Raw genomic sequence first — 26,015 nt, forward strand, 5'->3', positions numbered from 1 at the left:
TCCTCAGAAGAACACGTCGGCGGCCGGGATATTGCGCCGCCCCTGCGACGTGGCGATGACGAGCGCGCCGTCCTCGGCGATGGTCTCGAACGTGCCCTCGATGGTCTCGGACGCGGTCCGCGCGGTGATCCGCTGGCCGAGCTTGGCCGCGCGGGCAAGCCAGGCGGTGCGGATCGGTCCGAAGCCGTAGGTGGCAAGCTGCGCCTCCCAGCGGGCGAAGGCGTTGGCGAGATAGGCGAGGAACTCCTCGGGCGCGATCCTCACACCGGTCTCGCCGAGGACCGAGACCGGCAGCGTCGCCTCGGGCTCGACCGCCTCCCTCGGCGGCGCGGCCACGAGGTTGACGCCGATGCCGACGGCAAGATGACTCACATCGGCGCCGCGGCCCGCGCTTTCCAAGAGAATCCCCGCGACCTTGCCGCCGTTCAGGAGCACGTCGTTCGGCCATTTGAGCGACAACGTCGCACCGGGCCCGCAGACCGTCTCCAGGGCGTCGGCGAGCGCCAGCGCGGCGACGAAGCTTCTGAGCGCCGCCCGCGCGGGATCGCCCGTGGGCCGCATCACCAGCGTGGCAGCGAAATTGCCCTCGGGGCTGATCCACTCCCGGCCCCGCCGCCCGCGCGCCGCTGTCTGGCGGCGGGCGAGGATCCAGGTCGGCTGGGTCAGGCCGGGCGCGAGCCGCTGAGCCTCGGAATTGGTGCTGTCAACCTCGGCGAGGACGTGGCGCGCCACGCCCTCGGGCCAGGCCGAAGGGTCACCCGTCCGCTCAGCGGACAAGAACTTCGGCCGCCAGCGCCGCGGCCCCCTCGATGCCGAAGAGGTTGACGACGCCCACCACCATCACCACCGCCGAACCGACCAGCAGGAGCCACTGCGCCGGTACCATGCGGCTGTCGAGCGCGTCGGTCTCGGTGCCGAAGTACATGTAGTAGACGATGCGGATGTAGTAGAACGCGCCGATCACCGAGGCGACCGCGCCGGCCACCGCGAGCCAGACCATGCCGGCATTGACCGCGGCCAGCAGCACGCCGTACTTCGCGAAGAACCCGAGCATCGGCGGCACCCCGGCGAGCGAGAACAGGAGCACCAGCATGGCAAGTGCCTTCACCGGCTCGCGCTTCGAATAGAGGTTGAGCGCGTTGATGTCGGTCACCGGGGCGCCGTCGCGCTCCATCGACAGGATGAAGGCGAAGGTGCCGATGTTCATCGTCACATAGATCGCCATGTAGATCAGCATCGCCTGCACGCCGGCCTGCGTCCCCGAGGCAAGGCCCACCAGCGCGAAGCCCATGTGGGCGATCGAGGAATAGGCCATCAGCCGCTTGATGTTGCGCTGGCCGATCGCCGCGATTGCACCGAGGAACATCGACAGCGCCGCGAGTAGCGCAATGACCTGGCTCCAGTCGGCAACCGCGGCGCCGAAGGCGTCATGGACGAGCCGCGCGAACAAGGCCATCGCCGCAACCTTGGGCGCGGTGGCAAAGAAGGCGGTGACCGGCGTCGGCGAGCCTTCGTAGACGTCGGGCGTCCACATGTGGAACGGCACGGCCGAGACCTTGAAGGCGAGGCCCGTGATCAGGAACACGAGGCCGAACAGCAGGCCGATGGAGACATGGCCGTCCTGAATCGTCTCTATGATGCCCGAGAAGAGCGTCGTACCGGTGAAGCCGTACGTCAGCGAAGCACCGTAGAGGAGAAGCCCCGAAGAGAGAGCGCCTAGGACGAAGTATTTCAGACCGGCTTCGGTCGACTTCACGCTGTCGCGGCGGAGCGCAGCGACGACATAGAGCGAGAGCGACTGCAGCTCGAGCCCCATGTAGAGCGACATGAGGTCCCCGGCCGAGACCATGACCATCATGCCCGTCACCGCGAAGGCGACGAGGATCGGGAACTCGAACCGCGCGAGGCCGCGGCGCGCCATGTAGTCCTGGCTCATGACGAGGACCGCGGCGGCGGATAGAAGCACCGTGACCTTGGCGAAGCGCGCGAAGGCATCATCGGCGAAGGAGCCGGAGAAGGCCATCGCGTCGGCCGAAGACGAGAGCCCGATCCAGGCGGCGATCGCCACGAAGATCGCGGCGGTGGTCCATGTCAGGAGGCCGGTCAGTTCGTCCTTGCCGGAATAGACCGCGCCAATGAGCGCGGCCATGCCGTAGACGATCAGCACCACTTCGGGAAGGACGGCGGAGAAATCGGAAGCGATCATCGCGGGTTTTCCTCAGTGGCTGGCCAGCTGCACCGACGAGTCGGCGGGGATGGCGGCATGGTAGTCGGAGACGAGCGCCGCGACCGAAGGTCCGATCATGTCGGTCACGAGGCTCGGGTAGACGCCGAGGATCAGCGTCATCGCGACCAGCGGCGCGAAGATCGCCTTCTCGCGGCGGGTCATGTCGGTGATGGTCTTCAGGCTCTCCTTGATGAGATCCCCAAAGACGACCCGGCGGTAGAGCCAGAGCGCATAGGCGGCAGAGAGGATCACGCCCGAAGTCGCGACCGCGGCAGCCCAGGTGTTGACCTGGAAGATGCCCATGAGGGTCAGGAACTCGCCGACGAAGCCGGAGGTTCCCGGCAGGCCGACATTGGCGAGCGTGAAGAACATGAAGATCAGCGCATAGGCGGGCATCCGGTTCACGAGCCCGCCATAGGCGTCGATCTCGCGGGTATGCATCCGGTCGTAGATCACGCCGACGCAAAGGAAGAGCGCGCCGGAGATGAAGCCGTGGCTCAGCATCTGGAAGATCGCGCCGTCGATGCCCTGCTGGTTCGCCGCGAAGATGCCCATCGTGACGTAGCCCATGTGGGCGACCGAGGAATAGGCGATCAGCTTCTTCATGTCCGACTGCGCGAGCGCCACGAGCGAGGTGTAGACGATCGCGATCGCCGACATCCAGAAGATGAGCCCAGCGAGAAGGTCCGAGGCGATCGGGAACATCGGCAAGCTGAAGCGCAGGAAGCCGTAGCCGCCCATCTTCAGAAGGATCGCCGCCAGCACGACCGAGCCCGCCGTCGGCGCCTGGACGTGGGCGTCCGGCAGCCAGGTATGGACCGGCCACATCGGCATCTTCACCGCGAAGGAGGCGAAGAAGGCGAGCCACAGAAGCGTCTGCATGCCGCCGACGAAGCGGAAACCAAGCACGTTCAGCGTCTCGGAGGCGAACTGGTGCGTGAGCAGCGTCGGGATGTCGGTCGTGCCGGCATCGACATACATCGCGATCATCGCGACCAGCATCAGGACCGAGCCGAGGAAGGTGTAGAGGAAGAACTTGAAGGCCGCGTAGATCCGGTCCTTGCCGCCCCAGATGCCGATGATCAGGAACATCGGGATGAGGCCCGCCTCGAAGAAGAGGTAGAAGAGCACGAGATCGAGCGCCACGAAGACGCCGATCATCAGCCCTTCGAGTACGAGGAAGGCGACCATGTATTCCTTTACCCGGGTTTCGACCTCCCAGCACGACAGGATCGTGATCGGCATCAGGAACGTGGTGAGCAGCACGAACAGGATCGAGATCCCGTCGACGCCGACCTTGTACTTGAAGCCCATGATCCATTCCCGCTCTTCCACGAACTGGAAGCCGGTGTCGTTCGGATTGAAGCCCGAGATGAGAAACAGCGAGACGAGGAACGTCACCGTGGTCGCGAGCAGCGCCACCCATTTGGCGTTCTTGCGCGCCGCGGCGTCGTCGCCCTTGAGGAACAGCGCCAGGATCGCTGCCGCGATCAGGGGCACGAAGGTGATGATGGAAAGCAGGTTTTCCATTAGTGCGCGCCCCCCGAGAGCGTCATCCAGGTGATCAGAAGCGCGATGCCGATGACCATCGCGAAGGCGTAGTGGAAGAGATATCCGGACTGCGCCCGGTTCACGATCCGCGTCAGCGTCGGGATGAAGCCCATCGCCACGCCGTTGATCGTGCCGTCGATGACATTGCCGTCACCGCGCTTCCACAGGAACGTGCCGAGCCGCTTCGCCGGATTCACGAAGATCGCGTCGAAGATCTCGTCGAAGTACCACTTGTTGAGCAAGAACCGGTAGAGGATCGGCTGCTGCGCCGCGAGGCGGCCGGGTATCGAGGGATCCTTGATGTAGAAGACCCAGGCGGTGAAGAACCCGATCAGCATCGCCACGAAGGGCGAGACCTTGACCCAGGCCGGTGCGTGGTGCGCCTCGTCGAGGACCGTGTTCGAGGCCTCCGACATGTAGATCGCCCCTTCCGGCGCATGGCCGGCGGCCGCAACGGCATGGCCCTCCTCGGCCGGTGCCTCGGCGGTGGCCGCGGCCTCGTCGTGACCCTCGGTCGCGCTCGCTTCCGCTGTCGTTGCCTCACTGTGGCCTTCGGTGGCCGTGGCCTCGGTCGCAGCCTCGCCGTGCCCGGCTTCGGCGCCGGCTTCGGCATGGGCAGGCATCGCGAAGAAGGTGACCATCCGGTCGTGATCGCCGAAGAACGGCTTGTACCAGAGCATGCCGGCGAAGACCGCGCCGAGCGCCAGCACGCCGAGCGGCGCGATCATCGTCATCGGGCTCTCATGGGCGTGGTCATGGGCGTGGTGATCGCCGCGCGCCTCGCCGTAGAAGGTCATGAAGATGAGCCGCCAGGAGTAGAAGCTCGTGAAGAGCGCCGCGATGACAAGCGCCCAGAAGGCGAAGGAATTGCCGCTCGCGAACGCGCTCTCGATGATCGCATCCTTCGACAGGAAGCCCGCGAAGCCGATCGAGGTGAGCGGGATGCCGACGCCGGTGATGGCGAGCGTCCCGATCATCATCGCCCAGTAGGTATAAGGGATCTTCGTGCGCAGGGCGCCGTAGTTCCGCATGTCCTGCTCGTGGTGCATCGCGTGGATGACCGAGCCGGCACCGAGAAACAGCATCGCCTTGAAGAAGGCATGCGTGAAGAGGTGGAACATCGCCGCGCCGTAGACGCCCGCGCCCGCGGCCACGAACATGTAGCCGAGCTGCGAACAGGTCGAATAGGCGATGACGCGCTTGATGTCGTTCTGAACGAGACCCACCGTCGCCGCGAAGAACGCCGTCGCCGCGCCGATATACATCACGAAGGTCTTGGCCTCCGGTGCGTATTCGAAGAGGGGCGACATGCGGCAGACGAGGAACACGCCCGCCGTCACCATGGTCGCGGCGTGGATGAGCGCGGAAACCGGCGTCGGGCCCTCCATCGCGTCCGGCAGCCAGGTGTGCAGGAAGAGCTGCGCCGACTTGCCCATCGCGCCGACGAAAAGAAGGAACGCGAGGAGGTTCGCGGCGTTCCACTCGGTCCAGAGGAAGGTGAGCTGCGTCTCGGCCAGCGTCGGCGCGGCGGCGAAGACATCGTCCATGTTGATACTGTCGACGAGGTAGAACAGACCGAAGATGCCGAGCGCGAAGCCGAAGTCACCGACCCGGTTGACCACGAAGGCCTTGATCGCGGCGGCGTTGGCCGAGGCCTTCCGGTAGTAGAAGCCGATCAGCAGGTAGGACGCGACGCCCACGCCCTCCCAGCCGAAGAACATCTGGACGAGGTTGTCAGAGGTCACGAGCGCGAGCATCGCGAAGGTGAAGAACGAGAGATAGGCGAAGAAGCGCGGTTTGTAGACCTCCCCCTCGCGCCAGTTCTCGTCATGGGCCATGTAGCCCCAGGAATAGAGGTGGACGAGCGCCGATACCGTCGTCACCACGATCAGCATGATCGCGGTCAGCCGGTCGAGCCGGATCGCCCAGGAGGTGTCGAGCGAGCCAGACCGGATGAAATCCAGCACATGGACGTGGCTCGTCGTGCCATCGAAGGTGAAGAACACGATCCAGCTGAGAAGACAGGCGAGGAACAGGAGGCCCGTCGTCACCGCCATCGCGCCGGTCTCGCCGATCACGCGCCAGCCGAAGCCGCCGATGATCGCGCCGACGAGGGGGGCAAGAAGGATGATCGTTTCCATTTGCCGTTACCCTTTCATCACGTTGACGTCTTCGACGTCGATGGTGCCGCGGTTGCGGAAGAAGCAGACGAGGATCGCGAGCCCGATCGCGGCCTCGGCGGCGGCGACGGTCAGGACGAACATCGTGAAGACCTGGCCGACGAGGTCGTGGAGGAACGACGAGAAGGCAACGAAGTTGATGTTGACGGCGAGCAGCATCAGCTCGATCGACATCAGGATGACGATGACGTTCTTCCGGTTGAGGAAGATGCCGAAGATGCCGATCACGAACAAGGCGGCGGCAACGCCGAGGTAGTGAGTGAGACCGATCATTTCATTGCCCCCGTCCGATTGCGATTTTTCGGCGAAAAATCGAGCAAATTTTCGCAGAAAATTTGTGTCACAGCCCCTGCCCCGGCTTCACGTCCTTGAGCTCCATCGCCTTGGCCGGATCGCGCCACATCTGGGCGAGCACGTTCTGGCGCTTGACGTCCTTGCGGTGCCGCAGCGTCAGCACGATCGCGCCGATCATCGCCACGAGCAGGATCACCCCGGCGAGCTGGAACAGGAGGATGTACTTGTCGTAGATCAGCAACCCGAGCGCGGCGGTGTTCTGCACTCCCTCGGGCGTCACCGCGCCGCGCATGGCCTCGGCCGTCTCGGCCGTTTCCCAGGCGCCGAAGGCGATGCCGAGCTGCATCAGGATCACCACGCCGATGAGAAGCCCGAGCGGCATGTAGCGCGCCATCTCACCCTTCAGCTCGGCGAAATCGACGTCGAGCATCATCACCACGAAGAGGAACAGCACCGCGACCGCGCCGACATAGACGATCATCAGGAGCATCGCCACGAACTCGGCCCCGAGGAGCACGAAGAGCCCCGCCGAGGAGAGGAAGGCGAGGATCAGCCACAGCACCGAATGGACCGGGTTGCGCGCCAGCACCACCATGAGGCCCGCGGCCACCGCCGTGATGGCGAAGAGGTAGAAGGCGAAGACCAGAACGCTCATGCGTCATCTCCCATCTCATCGAAGACCCGCTGCGCGATCTCCAGCGCGCGGCTCATGGCGGGCACCCCGCCGAACATGCTCATCTGGTAGATCACTTCCGCGATCTCCCGCTTCGTCGCCCCGGCCTCAAGCGCGTGGCGGATCGTCAGTTTCATCTGCGGCTCGGCCTGCGCGCCGAGAACCGTGAGCGCCGCCACGGTGACCAGGAGCCGCGTCCGGGCGTCGAGCCCCTCGCGGTTGAAGGTCTTGCCGAACCACATCTCCATCATGTCCTTCGACATGGTGGGGAAGAGCTTGTCGAGATCGGCGCCCTTGAAATTCTCCAGCGCAGGATTGAAGGCGCGGGCCATTTCCTGGCCCTGCTCCATCATCTGCTGGAAGAGTTTACCGAAGGCGTCGGTCATCTGTAGGGTGCATCCAGTTCGAGGTTGCGGGCGATTTCGGCTTCCCAGCGCTCGCCATTGGAGAGGAGCTTGGCCTTGTCGTAGAACAGCTCTTCGCGCGTCTCGGTGGCGAACTCGAAGTTCGGCCCCTCGACGATGGCGTCGACCGGGCAGGCCTCCTGGCAGAAGCCACAGTAGATGCACTTCGTCATGTCGATGTCGTAGCGCGTGGTGCGGCGCGAGCCGTCCTCGCGCGGTTCGGCGTCGATGGTGATCGCCTGCGCCGGGCAGATCGCCTCGCAGAGCTTGCAGGCGATGCAGCGCTCCTCGCCATTCGGATAGCGGCGGAGCGCATGTTCGCCGCGGAAGCGGGGCGAGAGCGGCCCTTTCTCGTGCGGGTAGTTCAGCGTCGCCTTCGGCGCGAAGAAGTACTTCAGCCCAAGCCCGAAGCCCTTGATGAAATCGGCGAGCAGAAAGTACTTCGCCGCGCGGTTGTAGTCGATATTCGCCATATCAGCCCCCAATCGCCCAGCGGGCCCAGAAGCCGCCCAGCACTTCGAATTTCGCGAGGAACGAGACGATCACCACCCAGCCGATCGACAGCGGCAGGAACACCTTCCAGCCGATCCGCATGAGCTGGTCGTAGCGGTAGCGCGGGACGATCGCCTTCACCATCGCGAACATGAAGAAGAAGACCCACATCTTCGCGACCATCCACCACCAGCCGTCCGGCAGGAACGGGATGGGCGAGAGCCAGCCGCCGAAGAAGAGAAGCGAGATCAGCGCACACATCAGGAAGATCGCGATGTATTCGCCGGCCATGAAGAGGAGGTAGGGAGTCGAGGAATACTCGACCATGAACCCGGCGACGAGTTCCGATTCCGCTTCCGGCAGGTCGAAGGGCGGGCGGTTTGTCTCGGCCAGTGCCGAGACGAAGAACAGCACCACCATCGGCAGATGCGGCAGCCAGTACCAGTTGAAGAGCCCGAGGTTGCCGTCCTGCGCGGCGACGATCGCCGAGAAGTTCATGCTGCCGGTCGAGATGATCACGCCGATGATGATGAGGCCGAGCGAGACCTCGTAGGAAATCATCTGCGCGGCGGAGCGGAGGCTCCCCAGGAACGGGTATTTCGAGTTCGACGCCCAGCCGCCCATGATCACGCCGTAGACCTCCAGCGACGACACGGCGAAGACGAAGAGGATCGCGACGTTGATGTCGGCCAGAACCCAGCCCGGATGGAACGGAATCACCGCCCAGGCGAGGACAGCGAGCACGAAGGAAAGCATCGGGGCGAGGAAGAAGACGAACTTGTCGGACCCGGCCGGGACGACGATCTCCTTGACCACGTATTTCAGCGCGTCGGCCACCGACTGCAAGAGGCCGAAGGCGCCGACGACGTTCGGGCCCTTGCGCATCTGCACCGCCGCCCAGATCTTCCGGTCGCCATAGACGAGGAAAAGCAGCGACAGCATGACGAAGGCGATGATGCCCAAGCCCTGCACCGCGATCAGCAGGAACGTGCCCAGTGGTGTTGCCAGAAATTCCGCCATTCTTTTTTCCTCAGCCCGTCCGATCTAGACCGTTGGTATGCCGCGTTCGGCGCAGTCGGCCACCGCCGTTTCGGCATCGGTGGTCGTCAGCCTCCGGGGCAGCGTCGGCGTGATGCTGTAAACAGCATCCGCGCTCCAAACGCCACCCTCTTCCTTCACTTTCCTGCGCATCTGCTGCGCGAATCTGCCGTACTTTTCCGCCGCGTAGCGGACGTACGCATCCGCGGCCACGGCGCAGGCCAGGCGCCCGGCGGGACCGCCGGGAACATGTGCCTGACCGTGTGGCGGATGCGTCATGCTCACTCCGCCGCCAGCGGCCGCTCGGCCCGCGCTCTGGCCAGTGCCGAGAGTTCGGCCATGACCTCGGAGGCGCGCGCGATCGGGTTCGTCAGGTAGAAGTCCTTGACCGCGGTCAGGAACTCCGCCTTGCCCGGCGCCCGGAGCTCGAGCGGCTGCCATTCGTTCTGGGCCACCTCGTCGATCGCGCCCAGATGCGGATGCGCCTCGACCAGCGCGCGGCGGAGCCCCGCGAGCGTGTCCCAGGGCAGCACCGCGTCCAGCTCGGCCGAGAGCGCGCGCAGGATCGCCCAGTTTTCCTTCGCCTCGCCGGGGCCGAAGCCCGCGCGCATCGCGAGTTGGGGCCGGCCCTCAGTGTTGACGAAGAGCCCGTTCTCCTCGGTATAGGCCGCCGCCGGCAGGATGATGTCGGCGCGGTGCGCGCCGCGGTCGCCGTGGCTGCCCTGGTAGATCACCGTGGCACCCTTGGCGATCTCCACCTCGTCGGCGCCGAGATTGTAGATGACCTCCGCGCCCTCGAGCGCCGCGACAAGCCCGCCCTCGGTCACCGCGCCCACGTCCATCGCACCAACGCGGGAGGCCGCGGTGTGCAGGACGAGGAGCTTCGACTCGGTCATCTCCGCGAACTTCATCGCATGGGCGAGCACCGCCTCGCCGTCGGCTTCGCGCAGCGCGCCCTGGCCGACGATGACCAGCGTCTCCTTGCCGAGCGCATCCTCATGCGGCTTCGAGGTCAGTTCCGTCAGCGCCTCGCGCCCGGTGCCGAGATGGAAATAGTCGTAGGTCAGATCCATCTTCGGCCCGATCACGCCGATCTTGGCGCCGTTGATCCAGGCCTTGCGGATGCGCGCGTTCAGCACCGGCGCCTCGATCCGCGGATCGGTGCCGATCAGCATGATCGCGCGGGCCGTGTCGATGTCCTCGATCTTCGCGGTGCCGACATAGGCCGAGCGGTTGCCGGCGGGCAGACGCGCGCCGTCGGTGCGGCATTCGACCGTGCCGCCCTGCCCCTCGACGATCGCCTTGAGCGAGAACGCCGCCTCGACCGGGGCGAGATCGCCCACGAGGCCCACGACCTTCCTGCCCTTCATCGCGGCGGCAGCGGCGGCAAGCGCCTCGCCCCACGACGCCTTGCGCAGCTTGCCGTTCTCTCGGACATAGGGCGTGTCGAGCCGCTGGCGGCGCAGGCCGTCCCAGACGAAGCGGGTCTTGTCGGAGATCCACTCCTCGTTCACGCCGTCATGGTTGCGCGGCAGGATGCGCTTCACTTCGCGGCCCTTGGTGTCGACCCGGATGTTCGAGCCGAGCGCGTCCATCACATCGATCGTCTCGGTCTTGGTCAGTTCCCACGGACGCGCGGTGAAGGCGTAGGGCTTCGAGGTCAGCGCGCCGACCGGGCAGAGGTCGATGATGTTGCCCTGAAGGTTCGAATCGAGCGTGGTGTTGAGATACGAGGTGATCTCCGAATCCTCGCCGCGCCCGGTCTGGCCCATCTGGGTGATGCCCGCGACCTCGGTCGTGAAGCGCACGCAGCGGGTGCAGGAGATGCAGCGGGTCATCGTCGTCGCGACCAGAGGCCCGAGATCGAGATCCTCCGAAGCCCGCTTAGGCTCCCGGTAGCGCGAGAAGTCCACGCCGTAAGCCATTGCCTGGTCTTGCAGATCGCACTCCCCGCCCTGGTCGCAGATCGGGCAGTCGAGCGGGTGGTTGATCAGGAGGAACTCCATCACTCCCTCGCGGGCCTTCTTGACCATCGGCGAATTGGTCTTGATCACCGAGGGTTCGCCGTTCGGCCCCGGCCGCAGGTCCTTGACCTGCATCGCGCAGGAGGCGGCGGGCTTCGGCGGGCCGCCGACCACTTCGACCAGACACATCCGGCAGTTGCCGGCGATGGAAAGACGCTCGTGATAGCAGAAGCGCGGGATCTCGACCCCAGCCTCCTCGCAGGCCTGGATCAGCGTCATCGAGGGATCCACCTCGACCTCGATATCGTCGATGATGATCTTGCGGAGGTTGGACATCGTTATTTCTCCGTGGAAGTTCGGTCGGCCGGTGCGCCCACCGGCGGCCAGGCCATGAAGGCCAGAACGAAAAGCGGCGCGAGCGACAGCGCCGTCGGAATCAGGAACGCGAAGACCATGCCGCCCTCCATGTGGAGCGTGCCGATCAACGCGCGAGAGAGCAGCAGGCCGAGCACGGGCGCCGCGCAGACCGAGAGGATCGGCCCGCGAAAGCCCGCCTTCTGGAAGACGACGACGTAGAGGACCGAGGCGACCAGCGGACCGAGGAAGGAGAGGACCATCATTCCGCCTTCTCCCCTCTGGTGCTGTGAAAACTAGACAGACCCATGGACACCACCGCGCGCGGATCATTCGGCAGGCGCCGCAGCTGCCCGCTGGTCGGTTCCGCGATATGGTGGCCGGTCGGGTGCATGGGTTATTCCGCCGCCATCGCGCCCGTGCGGCCCGTACGCTTCGCCTTGATCCGGTCCTCGATCTCGCCGCGGAAATGGCGGATGAGGCCCTGGATCGGCCAGGCGGCGGCATCGCCGAGGGCGCAGATCGTGTGGCCCTCGACCTGCTTGGTGACGTCGAGGAGCATGTCGATCTCCTCGACCTCTGCCTCGCCCTTCACCAGCCGGTCCATGACCCGCATCATCCAGCCGGTGCCTTCGCGGCAGGGCGTGCACTGGCCGCAGGACTCGTGCTTGTAGAACTTCGAGAGCCGCCAGATCGCCTTGATGACGTCGGTCGACTGATCCATCACGATCACGGCGGCGGTACCGAGGCCCGAGCGCTGCTCCCTGAGCCAGTCGAAGTCCATGATCGCGTCGTCGCACTGGGCCGCGGTCAGCATCGGCACCGAGGAACCGCCGGGGATCACCGCCTTGAGGTTCTTCCAGCCGCCCCGGACCCCGCCGCAGTGCTTCTCCAGAAGCTCCTTCAGCGGGATCGACATCGCCTCCTCGACGACACAAGGGTTGGCGACATGGCCGGAGATGCCGAAGAGCTTGGTGCCGGTGTTGTTCGGCCGCCCGAAGGAGGCGAACCAGTCCGCGCCGCGGCGCAGGATCGTCGGCACGACGGCGATCGATTCCACGTTGTTCACCGTGGTCGGGCAGCCGTAAAGCCCCGCGCCGGCCGGGAACGGCGGCTTCATCCGCGGCATGCCCTTCTTGCCTTCGAGGCTTTCCAGAAGTGCCGTTTCCTCGCCGCAGATATAGGCGCCGGCGCCGTGGTGGACGTAGATGTCGAAGTCGAAGCCCGACTTGCAGGCGTTCTTGCCGACGAGCCCGGCGTCATAGGCCTCGTCGATCGCCGCCTGCAGCGCCTCGCGCTCGCGGATGTATTCGCCGCGGATGTAGATGTAGCAGGCGTTCGCGCCCATCGCGAACGAGGCGATCAGGCAGCCCTCGATCAGCGTATGGGGATCATGGCGCATGATCTCCCGGTCCTTGCAGGTGCCGGGCTCGGATTCGTCGGCGTTGACGACGAGATAGGACGGGCGGCCATCCGACTGCTTCGGCATGAAGGACCACTTGAGGCCGGTGGGGAAGCCCGCCCCGCCCCGGCCGCGCAGGCCCGACGCCTTGATCTGGTCGATGATCCAGTCGCGGCCCTGCTTCAGGATGCCGGCGGTGCCGTCCCAGTGGCCGCGCTTCTTCGCGCCAGCCAGGGTCCGGTCATGCATCCCGTAGAGGTTGGTAAAGATCCGGTCCTGATCTTTCAGCATGTCAAATCCTCATTCCCCCTGGCGCTTTTGACGCCGCCAGATCCGCCAGGTTACGACCAGCGCCCAGAAGAACGCGGCCAAAGCTGCCAGGTCGAACAGAACGGCGTAACGGTCGCCCGGCCCGACCAGCCATTGCGCGCCGAGCCACAGAAGACCCGTGGCAGCGATCACCACCGCCACCCCCCGCGCTTCCCGCGCGAGCCCCTGGTCCTTCTGGTCCGGTGCGCCCATCAAACTCACTCACTGCGCGCCGCGCTCGGGGCGCGCTCTGAAAACTCTGTCTGGCCACCACGGGCCAGGATCTTTGCCTGCTTCACCCACTCGTCGCGGGTGATGCGGCCATGAAAGCCGACCATCAGGCTGTCGACGAAGGCGATATCCCGCGCCTTCCAGGACGCGATCTGGTCGAAGTGCCAGATCCCGATCTCGTTCAGCTGCTCTTCGATCGCCGGCCCCACGCCCTTGATCAGCTGCAGATCGTCGGCCCGCCCGTTCCGCGGCGCCGCAAGCCGTTCCGGCGACGCGTCCGGCACCCGCTCCTTCGACTTGGCGAGCGCCGCATCGAGCCCCGTGCTCGCCGCGGAAACACCCCGCCCGAGGACCCGAAGATCGCCGGTTATCCGCCGCGGCTCGACGGGCGCGTCCTCTTGCACGTTCTTCTCGGCCTCAGGCTTCGCATGCGTGACCGGCACGGCCGTCACCTGCTCCGCACGACCACAGAACGACCAGCCGAGGACAAGGCCGAGCGCAGCGAAGACAGCGAGCCCGGCGACGAAGGAACCGAGCACGGGATACTGCGCCACATACATGAGCACCAGCGCCACGAGCACACCGCCCGCGGCCGCCACGGCCCATGTTGTGCGGCGGCAAGCCGCCCGTGCAGTCTCCGACATCGATCCCATACCCCGTCGCGTTCTTTAGTAGACGTCGCCCTTCTCCACGCGGGTCGAGAACTCGGTCTCGCCGCCTCCGGCCAGCAGTTTCGCCTGCTCTACCCAGCCGTCGCGGCTCGCCCGGCCCTTGAAGCCCTCGAGGTTCTCGTCGACCCAGGCCAGTTCCTCGGCCGTCCAGGCGGCGATCTGGTCGTAATGGTAGAAGCCGAGGCTGTTCAGAAGCTCCTCGAGCTTCGGCCCGACGCCCTTGATCTTCTTGAGGTCGTCCGCCCCGCCCTCACGCGCCACGTCGAGCGCCTGCGGCCGTTTCGCCGAACCGGCAACCGGCGCGGGCGCCGCCTTCGCTTCGGCCTTGGCGGCGGGCTTCGCTGCCTTGCCGAGCCACGGCGTCAGGAGCGGCACCTCGGTCCCGTCGATCCGTTTCAGCGTGTCGCCGATATCGGTCGCGAGCCCTGCCGAGGCATTGTGCTTCGCCTTGCCAGCCTCGTATTCGGTGAGGCTCGTCAGCCCCGAAAGCGGCTCGGAGGCGTAGCGGCCATTCTGCGGACCCGGCACCGGCACCTTGCCGGCGGCCATGTCGTCGAGGAGCTTCGCGAAGCTCTCCGCCGTCAGGTCCTCGTAATAGTCCTTGCCGATCTGGGCCATCGGCGCGTTGGTGCAGGCACCAAGGCACTCTACCTCTTCCCAGGAGAACTTGCCGTCGGCCGAGAGCTGATGCGCCTGGGGCGCGATCTTCTCCTTGCAGACCTTGATCAGGTCCTCGGCCCCGCAGATCATGCAGGACGTGGTGCCGCAGATCTGGATATGGGCAACAGAGCCAACGGGTTGCAGCTGGAACATGAAGTAGAACGTGGCCACTTCCAGCGCCCGGATATGCGCCAGCCCCAGCATGTCGGCGACATGCTCGATGGCCGCGCGGGAAAGCCAGCCCTCCTGCTCCTGCGCGCGCCACAGGAGCGGGATGACCGCCGAGGCCTGCCGGCCCTCGGGGTATTTCGAAATCTGGCCCTCCGCCCAGGCGAGGTTCGCGGGCGTGAAGGCAAAGCTGTCCGGTTGAACCGGGTGAAGACGGCGCAACATCAGCGATCCACCTCTCCGAAAACGATATCCATGGTGCCGATGATCGCGGCGACGTCCGCCAGGAGATGGCCCGAGGCCATCCAGTCGATCGACTGCAGATGCAGGTAGCCCGGCGCGCGCAGCTTGGCGCGGTAGGGCTTGTTGGTGCCGTCGGCGACGAGGTAGACGCCGAACTCGCCTTTGGGCGCCTCGACGGCGGCATAGACCTCGCCCGCCGGCACGTGGAAGCCCTCGGTGTAGAGCTTGAAGTGGTGGATCAGCGCCTCCATCGAGCGCTTCATCTCGCCGCGCTTCGGCGGGCTGAGCTTGCCGCGGGCGAGCACGTCGCCCTTGCCCTCGGGGGCCCTGAGCTTGGCGATCGCCTGATGGATCATCGAGGTCGACTGGCGCATCTCCTCCATGCGGCAGAGATAGCGGTCATAGCAGTCGCCGTTCTTGCCGACGGGGATCTTGAAGTCGAACTCGTCGTAGCATTCGTAGGGCTGGGCGCGGCGCAGGTCCCAGGCCATGCCCGAACCGCGCACCATGACGCCGGAATAGCCCCATTTCAGCGCGTCTTCCTCGGTCACGATGCCGATATCGGCATTGCGCTGCTTGAAGATGCGGTTCTCGGTCAGGAGCCCGTCGAGATCGTCGATAACCTTCGGGAAGGCATGCGCCCATTCCTCGATGTCGTTCAGGAGATCGTCGGGCAGGTCCTGATGCACGCCGCCGGGGCGGAAATAGGCGGCGTGGAGCCGCGCTCCGCACGCGCGCTCATAGAAGACCATGAGCTTCTCGCGCTCCTCGAAGCCCCAGAGGGGCGGCGTCAGCGCGCCGACGTCCATCGCCTGCGTGGTGACGTTGAGGAGGTGGTTCAGGATGCGGCCGATCTCGGAGTATAGCACCCGTATCAGCGAGCCCCGGCGCGGCACCTCGACCCCGGTCAGCTTCTCGATCGCGAGGCACCAAGCATGTTCCTGGTTCATCGGCGCGACGTAATCGAGCCGGTCGAGATAGGGCAGGTTCTGCAGGTAGGTGCGGCTCTCCATCAGCTTCTCGGTGCCACGGTGGAGAAGGCCGATATGGGGATCGCACCGCTCCACCACCTCGCCGTCCAGCTCCAGCACAAGGCGCAGAACGCCGTGCGCCGCGGGGTGCTGCGGACCGAAGTTGATGTTGAAGTTGCGGATCCGCTGTTCGCCCGTCTGGGCGTCGTCATAGCCTCTGGAGCCGTCCATCATTTCGCCCCCTGTTTCTCGTCGCCCGGAAGGATGTATTCCGCGCCCTCCCAGGGGCTCATGAAATCGAACTGCCGGTAATCCTGGGTCAGCTTCACCGGCTCGTAGACCACCCGCTTCAGCGCCTCGTCATAGCGCACCTCGGTATAGCCCGTGGTCGGGAAGTCCTTCCGAAGCGGATGACCCCGGAAGCCGTAGTCAGTGAGGATGCGGCGCATGTCGGGATGGCCGGTGAAGATGACCCCGAACATGTCGTAGACTTCCCGCTCGAACCAGTTGGCGGACGGATGGATGCCGATGATCGAGGGCACCATCTCGTCCTCTCGGACCTGGACCCGGACGCGGATGCGGGCGTTCTGGTACATCGAGAGGAAGTGGTAGACGACGTCGAACCGCTGGGCGCGCTCGGGATAGTCCACCGCGGTGATGTCGACGAGCGTCGAGAAGCGGCAGTTGCGGTCGGCGCGGAGGAACTCGACGAAGTTGACGAGACCCGCGACGGTCACGGTGACGTTGAGTTCGCCATACGCGATCTCGGTCGCGACCACCTCGTCGGGGCGCTTGAGCTCGATATGGAGGCTGAGTTCCTGAAGGTCTTCGGTCATGGAACTCTCCTCAGCGAACGAGCGTGCCGGTGCGGCGGATGCGGCGCTGCAGTTGCAGGATGCCGTAGAGAAGCGCCTCGGCGGTCGGCGGGCAGCCCGGGACGTAGATGTCGACCGGCACGATGCGGTCGCAGCCGCGCACCACCGAGTAGCTGTAGTGGTAATAGCCCCCGCCATTGGCGCAGGAGCCCATCGAGATGACGTAGCGCGGCTCGGGCATCTGGTCGTAGACCTTGCGGAGCGCGGGCGCCATCTTGTTCGTCAGCGTACCGGCGACGATCATCAGGTCCGACTGGCGCGGGGAGGCGCGCGGCGCGGTGCCGAACCGCTCGAGGTCGTAGCGCGGCATCGAGGTGTGCATCATCTCGACGGCGCAGCAGGCGAGGCCGAAGGTCATCCAGTGCAAGGAGCCGTTCCGCGCCCAGTTGATGATGTCCTCGGTCGTGGTCAGCAGAAAACCCTTGTCCTGCAGCTCGCGGTTCAGCGCCTGGGTCGCGACCTCGCGGTCGGCGCCGGCGGTGTTGGCACCCGTCATCACGCCCATTCCATCGCCCCCTTCTTCCACTCATAGGCAAAGCCGATCGTCAGCACGGCGAGGAACACCATCATCGACCAGAACCCGACCGTCGAGACGTCCTTGAACGCCACCGCCCAGGGGAAGAGGAAGGCCACTTCGAGGTCGAAGATGATGAACAGGATCGAGACGAGGTAGAAGCGCACGTCGAACTTCATCCGCGCGTCGTCGAAGGCGTTGAAGCCGCATTCGTAGGCCGAAACCTTCTCCGGATCCGGGTTGCGGAACGCGATCACCGCGGCCGCGAGGATCAGCACGAGGCCAAGGCCGATGGCCATGGCGAGGAAGATGAGGATGGGAAGGTATTCTCGCAGCAGCTCGTCCACCGTTGGCTCCTTCGTCTCGCGCGGGGATCACCGGCGCGTGATATGGCTCCGGCCCGTTTACTCCCCCGCCCTGACGGGGTCAACCGAAGGAGGCCGCCAATATGTCGCGGACGGTGCGGAAAATGTCGGACGTGATGGACAGTTACCGCTAGCTGGCCAAGTCATCGGCAGGCCTCCGACCGCCAATGCCCTTGTCGCCGTTCAACTCTTCCACGATGGCGCGCGCTTGTCGAAGAAGGCCGCGATTCCCTCCGCCGCCTCGGCGCTTTCCCAGCGCCGGACCAGCGCCTCGATCGTCTCGGCGATCACCGCCTCGTCGATCCGCGGCCCGAGCCTGCGGGCCAGCGCCTTGGCCTCCGCGACTGCGCCCGGAGCACAGGCGAGATAGGGCGCGACCTCGGCCTCGACGGCACCGTCAAGGTCTTCGGCATCGACCGCGCGAGCGAGAAGCCCGAGCGTGACCGCCTCCTCGGCGCCGAAAAGCCGCGCGGACATGAAGACGCGCCGCGCCATCGCCTCGCCCAGCCGGGCCAGCACATAGGGCCCGATCGTCGCGGGAATCAGGCCGAGCTTCGTCTCGGTCAGGCCGAACCGCGCCTGCGCCGCGCCGATCGCGACGTCGCAGACCGCGGCCATGCCGACGCCACCGCCGAAGGCGTTGCCCTGGATCCGGCCGATCACCGGCTTTGGGCAGGTGTTGAGCACGTTCAGCATCATCGCGAGCTTGGTGGCCTCGCGCGCCCGAGTCGCACCGTCCGCTGCGATCTGCTCGCGCATCCAGCCAAGGTCGCCGCCCGCGCAGAAGGTCTCCCCGGCGCCGGTCAGGATGACCGCCCGCACCGTGGGATCGCGCCCGAGCCGCCCCGCGGCCTCGGTCAATTCCGCGATCATCTTGGCCGAGAGCGCGTTGTGCTTCTCGGGCCGGTCGAGCGTAAGCCGCGCCACTCCCCGAGTGTCGCAGTTGAGGCTGATCGTCTCGTACATTGCCGTCTCCCGTTCCATGCCGCCCCCGTCACCCGCGCATTGCGCGCGCCATGCCCGCCGCCTTCGCGAGGCAGTCGCGGTCGAGCCCTGTCTCGTAGCCGAGCGCCCGAAGCCGCGCCTCGACCGCCTCGGTCGCGACATTGCCCGCAGCACCAGGCGCGTAGGGGCAGCCGCCGAGGCCGCCCACGGCGGCGTCGAAGACCCTGAGGCCCCGCGCCAGCGACGCCTCGATATTGGCGAGCGCCCGGCCCGCCGTGTCGTGATAGTGCCCGGCAAGCCGCTCCGCTGGCAACTCCTCAAGCACCGCGGCCAGCATCGCGTCGATCGTCTCCGGGCGCCCCTGGCCGATCGTGTCGCCGAGGCTGAGTTCATAGCAGCCCATGTCGCGCAAGGCCCCGGCCACCTTCGCCACCGCGGCCGGCGCAATGGCGCCGTCATAGGGGCAATCGGTCACGACCGAGACATAGCCCCGGACCGGGATCCCGTCGGCCCGCGCCGCCTCGACCACCGGGCGGAAGCGGTCGAGGCTCTCGGCGATGGTGCAGTTCAGGTTGGCTTTTGAAAAGCCTTCCGATGCCGAGGCGAAGATCGCCACCTCGTCGGCCCGGGCGGCCTTCGCCGCCTCGTAGCCCTTCATGTTCGGCGTCAGCGCCGCATAGGACACGCCCTTCGCCCGCGTGATCCCCGCCAGCACCGCGGCGCTGTCGGCCATTTGCGGCACCCATTTCGGAGAAACGAAGCTCGCCACCTCGATCCGCCGGAACCCGGCGCGGCTGAGGCAGTCGACGAGCGCGATCTTCTCCTCCGTCGGAATGATCCGCTTTTCGTTCTGGAGCCCGTCGCGCGGCCCCATTTCGACGATCTCGACGCGTTCAGCCATCCCATGCCTCGTAGAAGTCGCGCTTGTAGAGCAGTTCGGCCCGCTTCGGCGGCAATGCCTTCTTGAAGGCGGGCCGCGCCGTCACCCGGTCGTACCAGGCGGCGAGCGTCGGGAACGCCTCGAGCCGGGCGAAGTGGCGCGCCATGTAGAGCGCCTGACCCACGCCGATATCGGCGGCCGAGAAGCCGCGGTCCAGGAGATGCGTGCGCCCAAGCAGCCGCCGCTCCAGCGCGCCGTAGCATTTTTCCAGCCGCTTCGCCTCGATCCGCATCACCACAGGGCTGCGCATCGCGTCGTCATAAAGCGCGATATGCTGCTGCGTGAGCGCAGCCGTGTGCTGGCTGATCGTCTCGGCGAAATGCACCCAGATCAGCCAGTCGATCCGCTCCGGATCCCCCGGCGCGCGGCCGAGTTCGGGCTCCGGGAACCGTTCGCAGAGATATTCGGTGATGGCGCCGCTCTCCCAGATCACCCTTTCGTCGATCTCCAGCGCTGGCACCCTGCCGGCCGGGTTCACCGATAGATAGTCGAGCGAGCGCAGCGATCTATCGAATGGATGCAGCACCACGTGGAATTTCAGATCAAGCTCGTTGAGCAGCCAGAGCGAACGCATCGAGCGCGTCTGGTGGCAATGGTGGAGGCGGATCACGCCTCCTCCTCCTCGAGCCGCACCAGCGCGGCGCCGGCCTCGACCTGGGTTCCGGCCGCGACCAGCACCTCGGCCACCGTGCCGTCGCGGGCGGCGGTCAGGGTATGCTCCATCTTCATCGCCTCGAGCACCGCGAGCCGATCGCCAGCCGCGACCGCCTGCCCGGCGGTGACGAAGACCGCCTTCACGAGACCCGGCATCGGCGAGAGCGTGAGCCCACCACCGGCATCGGCGCTCTGCCGGTCGAGGGGATCGGTCAGGCCGAAATGCCAGGCGCCGGGACCGAAGATGCTGACGGTGCCCGGCGTCAGCACGATCCGCGCGCCGGCGGGACGGCCGTTCACCCACCAGGCGCCGGAATGCAGCGCGCAATCGGCGACGTCGCCTTCGATCGTCACCCGCGCCCGGCCGGGGCCGAGCGCCTCGACCACCGCGTCGAACCCGTCGAGGGTCACCGTCCGGCGCAAGGGTGCCCAGAGCGCGAAGCCCGCCATCGCGGCGCCGCCATCCGCGAGCCCGGCCGCGCCGAGCGCGGCCAGCGCCTGCACGGCAAGTCCCGGCGCGGCCGCAGCGGTCAGCGCGGCGAGGTCGCGGGCGATGAGGCCGGTATCGACGTCGCCCGCGCGGAAACCCTCGTGGCGCGCGAGCGCGGCAAGGAACGACAGGTTCGTCACCGACCCGGCGACCTCGGTATCCTCGAGCGCGGCGGTGAGTTTCGAGAGCGCGATGGCGCGGGTCGGCCCGTGGACGATGATCTTGGCAATCATCGGGTCGTACCAGGGGCTGATCGTGTCGCCGGGGCGCACGCCGGTATCGGCGCGCGCGCCGTCGGGGAAATGCAGGTGCGAGAGCGTCCCGGTCGCCGGCAGGAAGCCCGCCGGCACGTCCTCGGCATAGAGCCGCGCCTCGAAGGCATGGCCCGCAAGGCGGATATCCTCCTGCCGCGAGGTCAGCGGTTCGCCGGAGGCGACGCGGAGCTGCCATTCGACGAGGTCGATACCGGTGATCGCCTCGGTCACCGGGTGTTCGACCTGCAACCGCGTGTTCATCTCCATGAACCAGAAGCGGTCGGGCCGCAGGCCTTCGGACCCGTCGACGATGAACTCGACCGTGCCCGCGCCCTTGTAGCCGATCGCCTCGGCCGCGCGCACCGCGGCCTGGCCCATCGCCTGGCGCATCTCCTCGGTCATGCCGGGCGCGGGCGCCTCCTCGATCACCTTCTGGTGGCGGCGCTGGAGCGAGCAGTCGCGCTCGAAGAGGTGGACGGCGCGGGTGCCGTCGCCGAAGACCTGCACCTCGATATGGCGCGGCTTCTCGATGTATTTCTCGATCAGCACGGCGGGATTGCCGAAGGCGGTCTGCGCCTCGCCTCGCGCGCTTTCGAGCGCGTCGGCGAAGTCCTTCGCCCGCTCCACGAGCCGCATCCCCTTGCCGCCGCCGCCCGCGACCGCCTTGATCAGCACCGGATAGCCGATCGCGTCGGCCGCGCCGGCAAGGTGCTCCGGATCCTGGTTGTCACCGTGGTAGCCGGGCACGACGGGCACGCCCGCCTTCTCCATCAGCGCCTTCGCGGCGTCCTTGAGACCCATCGCCCGGATCGCGGCCGAGGACGGGCCGATAAAGACCAGCCCCGCCTTCTCGACGGCGTCGACGAAGTCCGGGTTTTCCGAAAGAAACCCGTAGCCGGGGTGGATCGCCTCTGCGCCCGTGGCCAGCGCCGCCGCGATGATCGCGTCGCCCCTGAGGTAACTGTCGGCCGGGCGGGGGCCACCGACATGCACCGCCTCGTCGGCCATCGCGACATGGCGCGCAGTGGCGTCGGCATCGGAATAGACCGCAACGGTGGCGACGCCGAGCTTGCGGCAGCTGTCAATGACGCGGGCGGCGATCTCGCCCCGGTTCGCGATCAGGATTTTCGAGAACATGCGTTCGTCCTTCTGGCACGGCCGGGGGTTTCACACCCCCGGACCCCCGTGGGGTATTTGGGCAATGAAGAAAGGCGGGAGGATGTCATGAGCCGAGATCCTCGATCAGCCGGAAGCGCTCGCAGACGAGCTCCATATCCGTATCGAAGCCGCCATTGCGTTCGAAGAAGCGGCGATGGCCGGCGCGCCAGCCTTCGAGCGTGTCGTTCTCTCCCTCGGCGAGCGCGAAGTCCTCACCGATGTCGCGGAATCGCCGGATCGCGACCTCGCGGGTTTCGATCACCAGAGCGGGCGCGCCGTCCCAGTCGAGCGCGATATCCCGCCGACCGACGACCGGCATCGGGTCCGCTCCGGCTTCGAAGTCCCGAAGCGCGCCGCAGGTCGCGGTCTTGGCCCCCGAACGGACGAGCGCCAGGAGCCTATCGCAAAGCGCGCGGCTGTCGCCGAAGGTGAAGGTCTCGGCGCCCGGATACCGCGCTTTCGCGGCCTGAAGCGTGAGGATCGTGTTCGGTTTCGCCGCCATCACGCGCACCATCCGGCGCGCCGGCCGCCCGCATAGGGGCGGGCGTGGCCGTCCTCGATCATCCGCCGCTGGACCGGTTCGCCATCGACGATGAGCGCGACCAGCGCGCGGCCGTAGCGATCCTCGCCCTCGCGGACCAGTTCCACCGTTTCGGCCTGCCATATCGCCTGGCGCAGCGCCCATTTCGCGCGGATCGCGGCGGCGAGTTCGGAAGGGCAGGACGGCGAGAAGAGCTCGGGCGTGTCGTAGCCGGTGAGCCGCGCCGGCGTCTCTCCTCCGTCCGCGCACCACATCCGGACCGTATCGCCGTCGACGACGCGGTAGATGCGGCAGGCGCCGCCTGTCGAGGCGACCGGTCGCGTCACCGCGAGGGTCGCGTCGGCGACGCCCGGCAAGAGGATGAGCCCGACCGACGCGACCACGATCACCGCATTCAGGTAGACGCGCGGATCGGCGAGCCGCCGGGACCGGCTCTTCCGGTGCGGCGACACACCCGCGCTCCGCCTGAGCGGCCGTCGGTAGTCGCGGCTGAAGCGGATCAGGTTATTGCGCCGTTTCGCCATCGCTCACATCCGGAAGACGCCGAAGCGGGTCGGCTCGATCGGCGCGTTCAGCGCCGCCGAAAGGCTGAGGCCCAGCACCTCGCGGGTCTTTCTCGGGTCGATGATTCCGTCGTCCCAGAGCCGGGCCGAGGCGTAGAGCGGATGCGACTGTTCCTCGAACATCTCGATCGTGGGGCGCTTGAACTCGGCCTCTTCCTCCGGGCTCCATGTGCCCCCAGCTCGCTCGATGCCGTCACGCTTGACTGTGGCAAGGACGCCCGCCGCCTGTTCGCCACCCATCACCGAGATGCGGGAATTGGGCCAGGTCCAGAGGAAACGCGGCGAATAGGCGCGCCCGGCCATGCCATAGTTGCCGGCGCCGAAGCTCCCGCCGACGAGCATGGTGATCTTCGGCACCGATGTCGTTGCCACCGCGGTCACCATCTTGGCGCCGTGCCGGGCGATGCCCTCGTTCTCGTATTTGCGGCCGACCATGAAGCCGGTGATGTTCTGGAGGAACACCAGCGGGATGCCGCGCTGGCTGCACAGTTCCACGAAATGCGCGCCCTTGATCGCGGATTCGGAGAAGAGCACGCCGTTGTTGGCAACGATGCCGACGGGGCAGCCCTCGACATGGGCGAAGCCGGTCACCAGCGTCTCGCCGAAGCGCGGCTTGAACTCGTCGAAGCGCGAGCCGTCGACCACGCGCGCGATCACCTCGCGGATGTCGTAGGGGGTGCGCAGGTCGGCGGGGACGAGGCCGAGGATCTCCTCGGGATCGTAGGCCGGGGCTTCGGGGCTCTGCCACTGCACGGTTGCGGGCTTTGCCCGGTTGAGGTTGCCGATGGCGCGGCGGGCGAGCGCCAGCGCATGGGCGTCGTCCTCCGCGAGGTAGTCGGCGACGCCGGAGAGTCGGGTGTGGACATCGCCGCCGCCGAGATCCTCAGCGCTGACCACCTCGCCGGTCGCGGCCTTCACGAGGGGCGGCCCGGCGAGGAAGATCGTCCCCTGCTCCTTCACGATGATCGAGACGTCCGACATGGCCGGGACGTAGGCGCCGCCGGCGGTGCAGGAGCCCATGACAACCGCGATCTGGGGGATACCCTTGGAGGACATCCGGGCCTGGTTGTAGAAGATCCGGCCGAAATGGTCGCGGTCGGGGAAGACCTCGTCCTGGTTCGGAAGGTTGGCGCCGCCCGAATCCACGAGGTAGACGCAGGGCAGACGGTTCTCCTCGGCGATCTCCTGCGCGCGGAGGTGTTTCTTCACGGTCATCGGGTAGTAGGTGCCGCCCTTCACGGTGGCGTCGTTGGCCACCACCATGACCTCCTGGCCATGCACCCTGCCGATCCCGGCGATGACCCCGGCGGCGGGGGCGTCGCCATCGTACATGCCGTGGGCGGCGGTGGCACCGACTTCGAGGAAAGGCGAACCGGCATCGAGCAGGTTCGCCACCCGCTCGCGCGGCGGCATCTTGCCGCGAGCGACGTGGCGGGCGAGAGACTTCTCGCCGCCGCCGGCGGCGGCACGCTGGGCGGCCTCGGCAATGGTCGCCAGCATCGCCTCATGCGCCGCTCGGTTGGCGCGGAAGGTGTCGGAGGTGGAGAGGACGGAGGAAGTCAGACGCATCGGTCAGGCCTCGAAAGTAGGTTGCAGGGCGCAGCGGGGCTTGGCTCAGGCCATCGCCCCCATCAGCTCGCGGCCGATCAGCATTCGGCGGATTTCGGATGTTCCGGCGCCGATCTCCATCAGCTTCGCATCGCGGAAGATGCGGGCGACGGGAGTCTCGTTCATGAAGCCCATGCCGCCCATCGCCTGCACCGCCTGGTGGGCGACGACCATCGCCTCCTCGGAGGCGTAGAGCACGCAGGCCGCCGCGTCCTGGCGGGTGACCTCGCCGCGGTCGCAGGCCTTCGCGACCTCATAGATATAGGCGCGGGCCGAGTTCATCTTGGTGTACATGTCGGCGATCTTGCCCTGCATGAGCTGGAAGTTCCCGATCGGCTGGCCGAACTGCTTGCGCTGCGCGAGGTAGGGCATGACCTCGTCTAGGCAGGCCGCCATGATGCCGGTGCCGATGGCCGAGAGCACGACGCGCTCGTAGTCGAGCCCGGACATGAGGACGCGGACGCCCCTGCCCTCCTCGCCGAGGATGTTCTCGAACGGCACCTCGACATCGTCGAAGATCAGTTCGGCGGTGTTGGAGCCGCGCATGCCGAGCTTGTCGAAGTGCTTCGAGGTCGAGAAACCCTTCATTTCCTTCTCGATCAGGAAGGCGGTGATGCCCTTCGATCCGGCCTCTGGGTCGGTCTTGGCATAGACGACGAGGGTATCGGCGTCCGGCCCGTTGGTGATCCAGAACTTGGTGCCGTTCAGCACGAAGCGGTCGTTCTTCTTCTCGGCACGGAGCTTCATCGAGACGACGTCGGACCCTGCCCCGGCCTCGGACATCGCGAGCGCGCCGACATGCTCGCCGGAGATCAGGCGCGGCAGGTACCTGCGCTTCTGCTCGTCGGTGCCGTTGAGCTTGATCTGATTGACGCAGAGGTTGGAATGCGCGCCGTAGGAGAGGCTTACCGAGGCCGAGGCGCGCGCGATCTCCTCGACCGCGACGCAGTGGGCGAGATAGCCCATCCCCGCACCGCCGTATTCCTCCGGCACCGTGATGCCGAGAAGGCCAAGCTCGCCCATCTCTTTCCAGAGTTCGGCGGGAAACTCGTTCGACCGATCGATCTCCGCGGCCATCGGCTTGACGCGCTCCTGCGCCCAGCGGTGGACCATGTCGCGGAGCGCCTCGATCTCCTCGCCAAGGTGGAACTTCATGGATGCGGTGAACATCGGCGCCTCCGTGTAAATGAACGTGCGTTCAATTCATAGATCGAAAGGGTGAGTCGGGTCAATGGGGTGCTGCGGCAAGGGACGCGCAGCGGCGTTGGGAATCGGC

Annotated in this window: 28 protein-coding genes; all 28 read right to left on the reverse strand. The window is 66.6% G+C overall.

The window, feature by feature from the left end:
* Positions 1 to 3 precede the first annotated feature (3 nt).
* Entirely contained in the window at positions 4 to 777 is a 774-nt protein-coding gene (locus OEZ60_RS03755) for a biotin--[acetyl-CoA-carboxylase] ligase (RefSeq protein ID WP_263333358.1), read from the reverse strand.
* Positions 767 to 2,206: an NADH-quinone oxidoreductase subunit NuoN gene (gene nuoN, locus OEZ60_RS03760; protein WP_263333360.1), complete on the reverse strand. Its 1,440-nt coding sequence runs from the start codon at positions 2,204 to 2,206 to the stop codon at positions 767 to 769. The genes OEZ60_RS03755 and nuoN overlap by 11 nt, the downstream gene beginning before the upstream one ends.
* Before the next feature lie 12 nt (positions 2,207 to 2,218).
* Entirely contained in the window at positions 2,219 to 3,757 is a 1,539-nt protein-coding gene (locus tag OEZ60_RS03765) for an NADH-quinone oxidoreductase subunit M (RefSeq protein WP_263333362.1), read from the reverse strand.
* On the reverse strand, positions 3,757 to 5,919 hold the full coding sequence (gene nuoL / locus OEZ60_RS03770; RefSeq protein ID WP_263333364.1) for an NADH-quinone oxidoreductase subunit L: 2,163 nt from the start codon (positions 5,917 to 5,919) through the stop codon (positions 3,757 to 3,759). Before nuoL ends, OEZ60_RS03765 begins: the two co-directional genes overlap by 1 nt.
* Positions 5,920 to 5,925: 6 nt before the next feature.
* Positions 5,926 to 6,231, reverse strand: a complete 306-nt coding sequence (gene nuoK / locus OEZ60_RS03775) for an NADH-quinone oxidoreductase subunit NuoK (protein ID WP_263333366.1) — start codon at positions 6,229 to 6,231, stop codon at positions 5,926 to 5,928.
* A gap of 67 nt (positions 6,232 to 6,298) precedes the next feature.
* On the reverse strand, positions 6,299 to 6,907 hold the full coding sequence (locus OEZ60_RS03780) for an NADH-quinone oxidoreductase subunit J (RefSeq protein ID WP_263333367.1): 609 nt from the start codon (positions 6,905 to 6,907) through the stop codon (positions 6,299 to 6,301).
* Positions 6,904 to 7,311: a carboxymuconolactone decarboxylase family protein gene (locus tag OEZ60_RS03785; RefSeq protein ID WP_263333368.1), complete on the reverse strand. Its 408-nt coding sequence runs from the start codon at positions 7,309 to 7,311 to the stop codon at positions 6,904 to 6,906. Before OEZ60_RS03785 ends, OEZ60_RS03780 begins: the two co-directional genes overlap by 4 nt.
* Positions 7,308 to 7,802, reverse strand: a complete 495-nt coding sequence (nuoI, locus tag OEZ60_RS03790; RefSeq protein WP_263333369.1) for an NADH-quinone oxidoreductase subunit NuoI — start codon at positions 7,800 to 7,802, stop codon at positions 7,308 to 7,310. Before nuoI ends, OEZ60_RS03785 begins: the two co-directional genes overlap by 4 nt.
* A 1-nt stretch (position 7,803) precedes the next feature.
* Positions 7,804 to 8,841: an NADH-quinone oxidoreductase subunit NuoH gene (nuoH, locus tag OEZ60_RS03795; protein ID WP_263333371.1), complete on the reverse strand. Its 1,038-nt coding sequence runs from the start codon at positions 8,839 to 8,841 to the stop codon at positions 7,804 to 7,806.
* Positions 8,842 to 8,865: 24 nt separating this feature from the next.
* Positions 8,866 to 9,138, reverse strand: coding sequence for a hypothetical protein (locus OEZ60_RS03800; RefSeq protein WP_263333768.1), 273 nt, complete (start codon positions 9,136 to 9,138; stop codon positions 8,866 to 8,868).
* A 2-nt stretch (positions 9,139 to 9,140) separates the two neighbouring features.
* Positions 9,141 to 11,159 carry an NADH-quinone oxidoreductase subunit NuoG gene (nuoG, locus tag OEZ60_RS03805; protein ID WP_263333373.1) on the reverse strand — a complete coding sequence of 673 codons (2,019 nt, stop codon included), beginning with the start codon at positions 11,157 to 11,159 and terminating at the stop codon, positions 9,141 to 9,143.
* 2 nt (positions 11,160 to 11,161) lie between these two features.
* Positions 11,162 to 11,443 carry a hypothetical protein gene (locus tag OEZ60_RS03810; protein WP_263333375.1) on the reverse strand — a complete coding sequence of 94 codons (282 nt, stop codon included), beginning with the start codon at positions 11,441 to 11,443 and terminating at the stop codon, positions 11,162 to 11,164.
* 131 nt (positions 11,444 to 11,574) lie between these two features.
* Positions 11,575 to 12,870, reverse strand: a complete 1,296-nt coding sequence (gene nuoF / locus OEZ60_RS03815; protein WP_263333377.1) for an NADH-quinone oxidoreductase subunit NuoF — start codon at positions 12,868 to 12,870, stop codon at positions 11,575 to 11,577.
* A 9-nt stretch (positions 12,871 to 12,879) separates the two neighbouring features.
* Positions 12,880 to 13,101: a DUF5337 domain-containing protein gene (locus tag OEZ60_RS03820; RefSeq protein ID WP_263333380.1), complete on the reverse strand. Its 222-nt coding sequence runs from the start codon at positions 13,099 to 13,101 to the stop codon at positions 12,880 to 12,882.
* 5 nt (positions 13,102 to 13,106) lie between these two features.
* Positions 13,107 to 13,718 carry a hypothetical protein gene (locus OEZ60_RS03825; protein WP_263333381.1) on the reverse strand — a complete coding sequence of 204 codons (612 nt, stop codon included), beginning with the start codon at positions 13,716 to 13,718 and terminating at the stop codon, positions 13,107 to 13,109.
* 69 nt (positions 13,719 to 13,787) lie between these two features.
* Positions 13,788 to 14,843: an NADH-quinone oxidoreductase subunit NuoE gene (gene nuoE / locus OEZ60_RS03830; RefSeq protein WP_263333383.1), complete on the reverse strand. Its 1,056-nt coding sequence runs from the start codon at positions 14,841 to 14,843 to the stop codon at positions 13,788 to 13,790.
* Entirely contained in the window at positions 14,843 to 16,063 is a 1,221-nt protein-coding gene (locus OEZ60_RS03835) for an NADH-quinone oxidoreductase subunit D (protein ID WP_263333385.1), read from the reverse strand. Before OEZ60_RS03835 ends, nuoE begins: the two co-directional genes overlap by 1 nt.
* Positions 16,063 to 16,668 carry an NADH-quinone oxidoreductase subunit C gene (locus OEZ60_RS03840; protein WP_263333388.1) on the reverse strand — a complete coding sequence of 202 codons (606 nt, stop codon included), beginning with the start codon at positions 16,666 to 16,668 and terminating at the stop codon, positions 16,063 to 16,065. The genes OEZ60_RS03835 and OEZ60_RS03840 overlap by 1 nt, the downstream gene beginning before the upstream one ends.
* A gap of 10 nt (positions 16,669 to 16,678) precedes the next feature.
* On the reverse strand, positions 16,679 to 17,212 hold the full coding sequence (locus tag OEZ60_RS03845; RefSeq protein WP_263333390.1) for a NuoB/complex I 20 kDa subunit family protein: 534 nt from the start codon (positions 17,210 to 17,212) through the stop codon (positions 16,679 to 16,681).
* Positions 17,203 to 17,568 carry an NADH-quinone oxidoreductase subunit A gene (locus OEZ60_RS03850; RefSeq protein ID WP_263333392.1) on the reverse strand — a complete coding sequence of 122 codons (366 nt, stop codon included), beginning with the start codon at positions 17,566 to 17,568 and terminating at the stop codon, positions 17,203 to 17,205. The genes OEZ60_RS03845 and OEZ60_RS03850 overlap by 10 nt, the downstream gene beginning before the upstream one ends.
* Positions 17,569 to 17,769: 201 nt before the next feature.
* Positions 17,770 to 18,552 (reverse strand): crotonase/enoyl-CoA hydratase family protein, encoded by a 783-nt coding sequence (locus OEZ60_RS03855; RefSeq protein ID WP_263333394.1) that lies wholly within the window; start codon positions 18,550 to 18,552, stop codon positions 17,770 to 17,772.
* 28 nt (positions 18,553 to 18,580) lie between these two features.
* Complete coding sequence (locus OEZ60_RS03860; protein WP_263333395.1) at positions 18,581 to 19,432, reverse strand: hydroxymethylglutaryl-CoA lyase; 852 nt, start codon at positions 19,430 to 19,432, stop codon at positions 18,581 to 18,583.
* On the reverse strand, positions 19,425 to 20,081 hold the full coding sequence (locus tag OEZ60_RS03865) for a glutathione S-transferase family protein (RefSeq protein WP_263333397.1): 657 nt from the start codon (positions 20,079 to 20,081) through the stop codon (positions 19,425 to 19,427). The genes OEZ60_RS03860 and OEZ60_RS03865 overlap by 8 nt, the downstream gene beginning before the upstream one ends.
* Complete coding sequence (locus OEZ60_RS03870; RefSeq protein ID WP_263333398.1) at positions 20,078 to 22,006, reverse strand: acetyl-CoA carboxylase biotin carboxylase subunit; 1,929 nt, start codon at positions 22,004 to 22,006, stop codon at positions 20,078 to 20,080. Before OEZ60_RS03870 ends, OEZ60_RS03865 begins: the two co-directional genes overlap by 4 nt.
* 85 nt (positions 22,007 to 22,091) lie before the next feature.
* The gene (locus OEZ60_RS03875) at positions 22,092 to 22,529 is read right to left on the reverse strand and encodes an ASCH domain-containing protein (RefSeq protein WP_263333400.1); all 438 of its coding nucleotides are present in this window, start codon (positions 22,527 to 22,529) and stop codon (positions 22,092 to 22,094) included.
* Entirely contained in the window at positions 22,529 to 23,092 is a 564-nt protein-coding gene (locus OEZ60_RS03880) for a thermonuclease family protein (RefSeq protein ID WP_263333402.1), read from the reverse strand. Before OEZ60_RS03880 ends, OEZ60_RS03875 begins: the two co-directional genes overlap by 1 nt.
* Before the next feature lie 3 nt (positions 23,093 to 23,095).
* Entirely contained in the window at positions 23,096 to 24,700 is a 1,605-nt protein-coding gene (locus tag OEZ60_RS03885; protein ID WP_263333404.1) for a carboxyl transferase domain-containing protein, read from the reverse strand.
* A 45-nt stretch (positions 24,701 to 24,745) separates the two neighbouring features.
* Positions 24,746 to 25,909, reverse strand: coding sequence for an isovaleryl-CoA dehydrogenase (locus tag OEZ60_RS03890; RefSeq protein WP_263333406.1), 1,164 nt, complete (start codon positions 25,907 to 25,909; stop codon positions 24,746 to 24,748).
* Positions 25,910 to 26,015: the final 106 nt, after the last annotated feature.

It is taken from the genome of Albidovulum salinarum (genome assembly GCF_025673475.1).
GTDB classification, from domain to species: Bacteria; Pseudomonadota; Alphaproteobacteria; order Rhodobacterales; family Rhodobacteraceae; genus Albidovulum; species Albidovulum salinarum.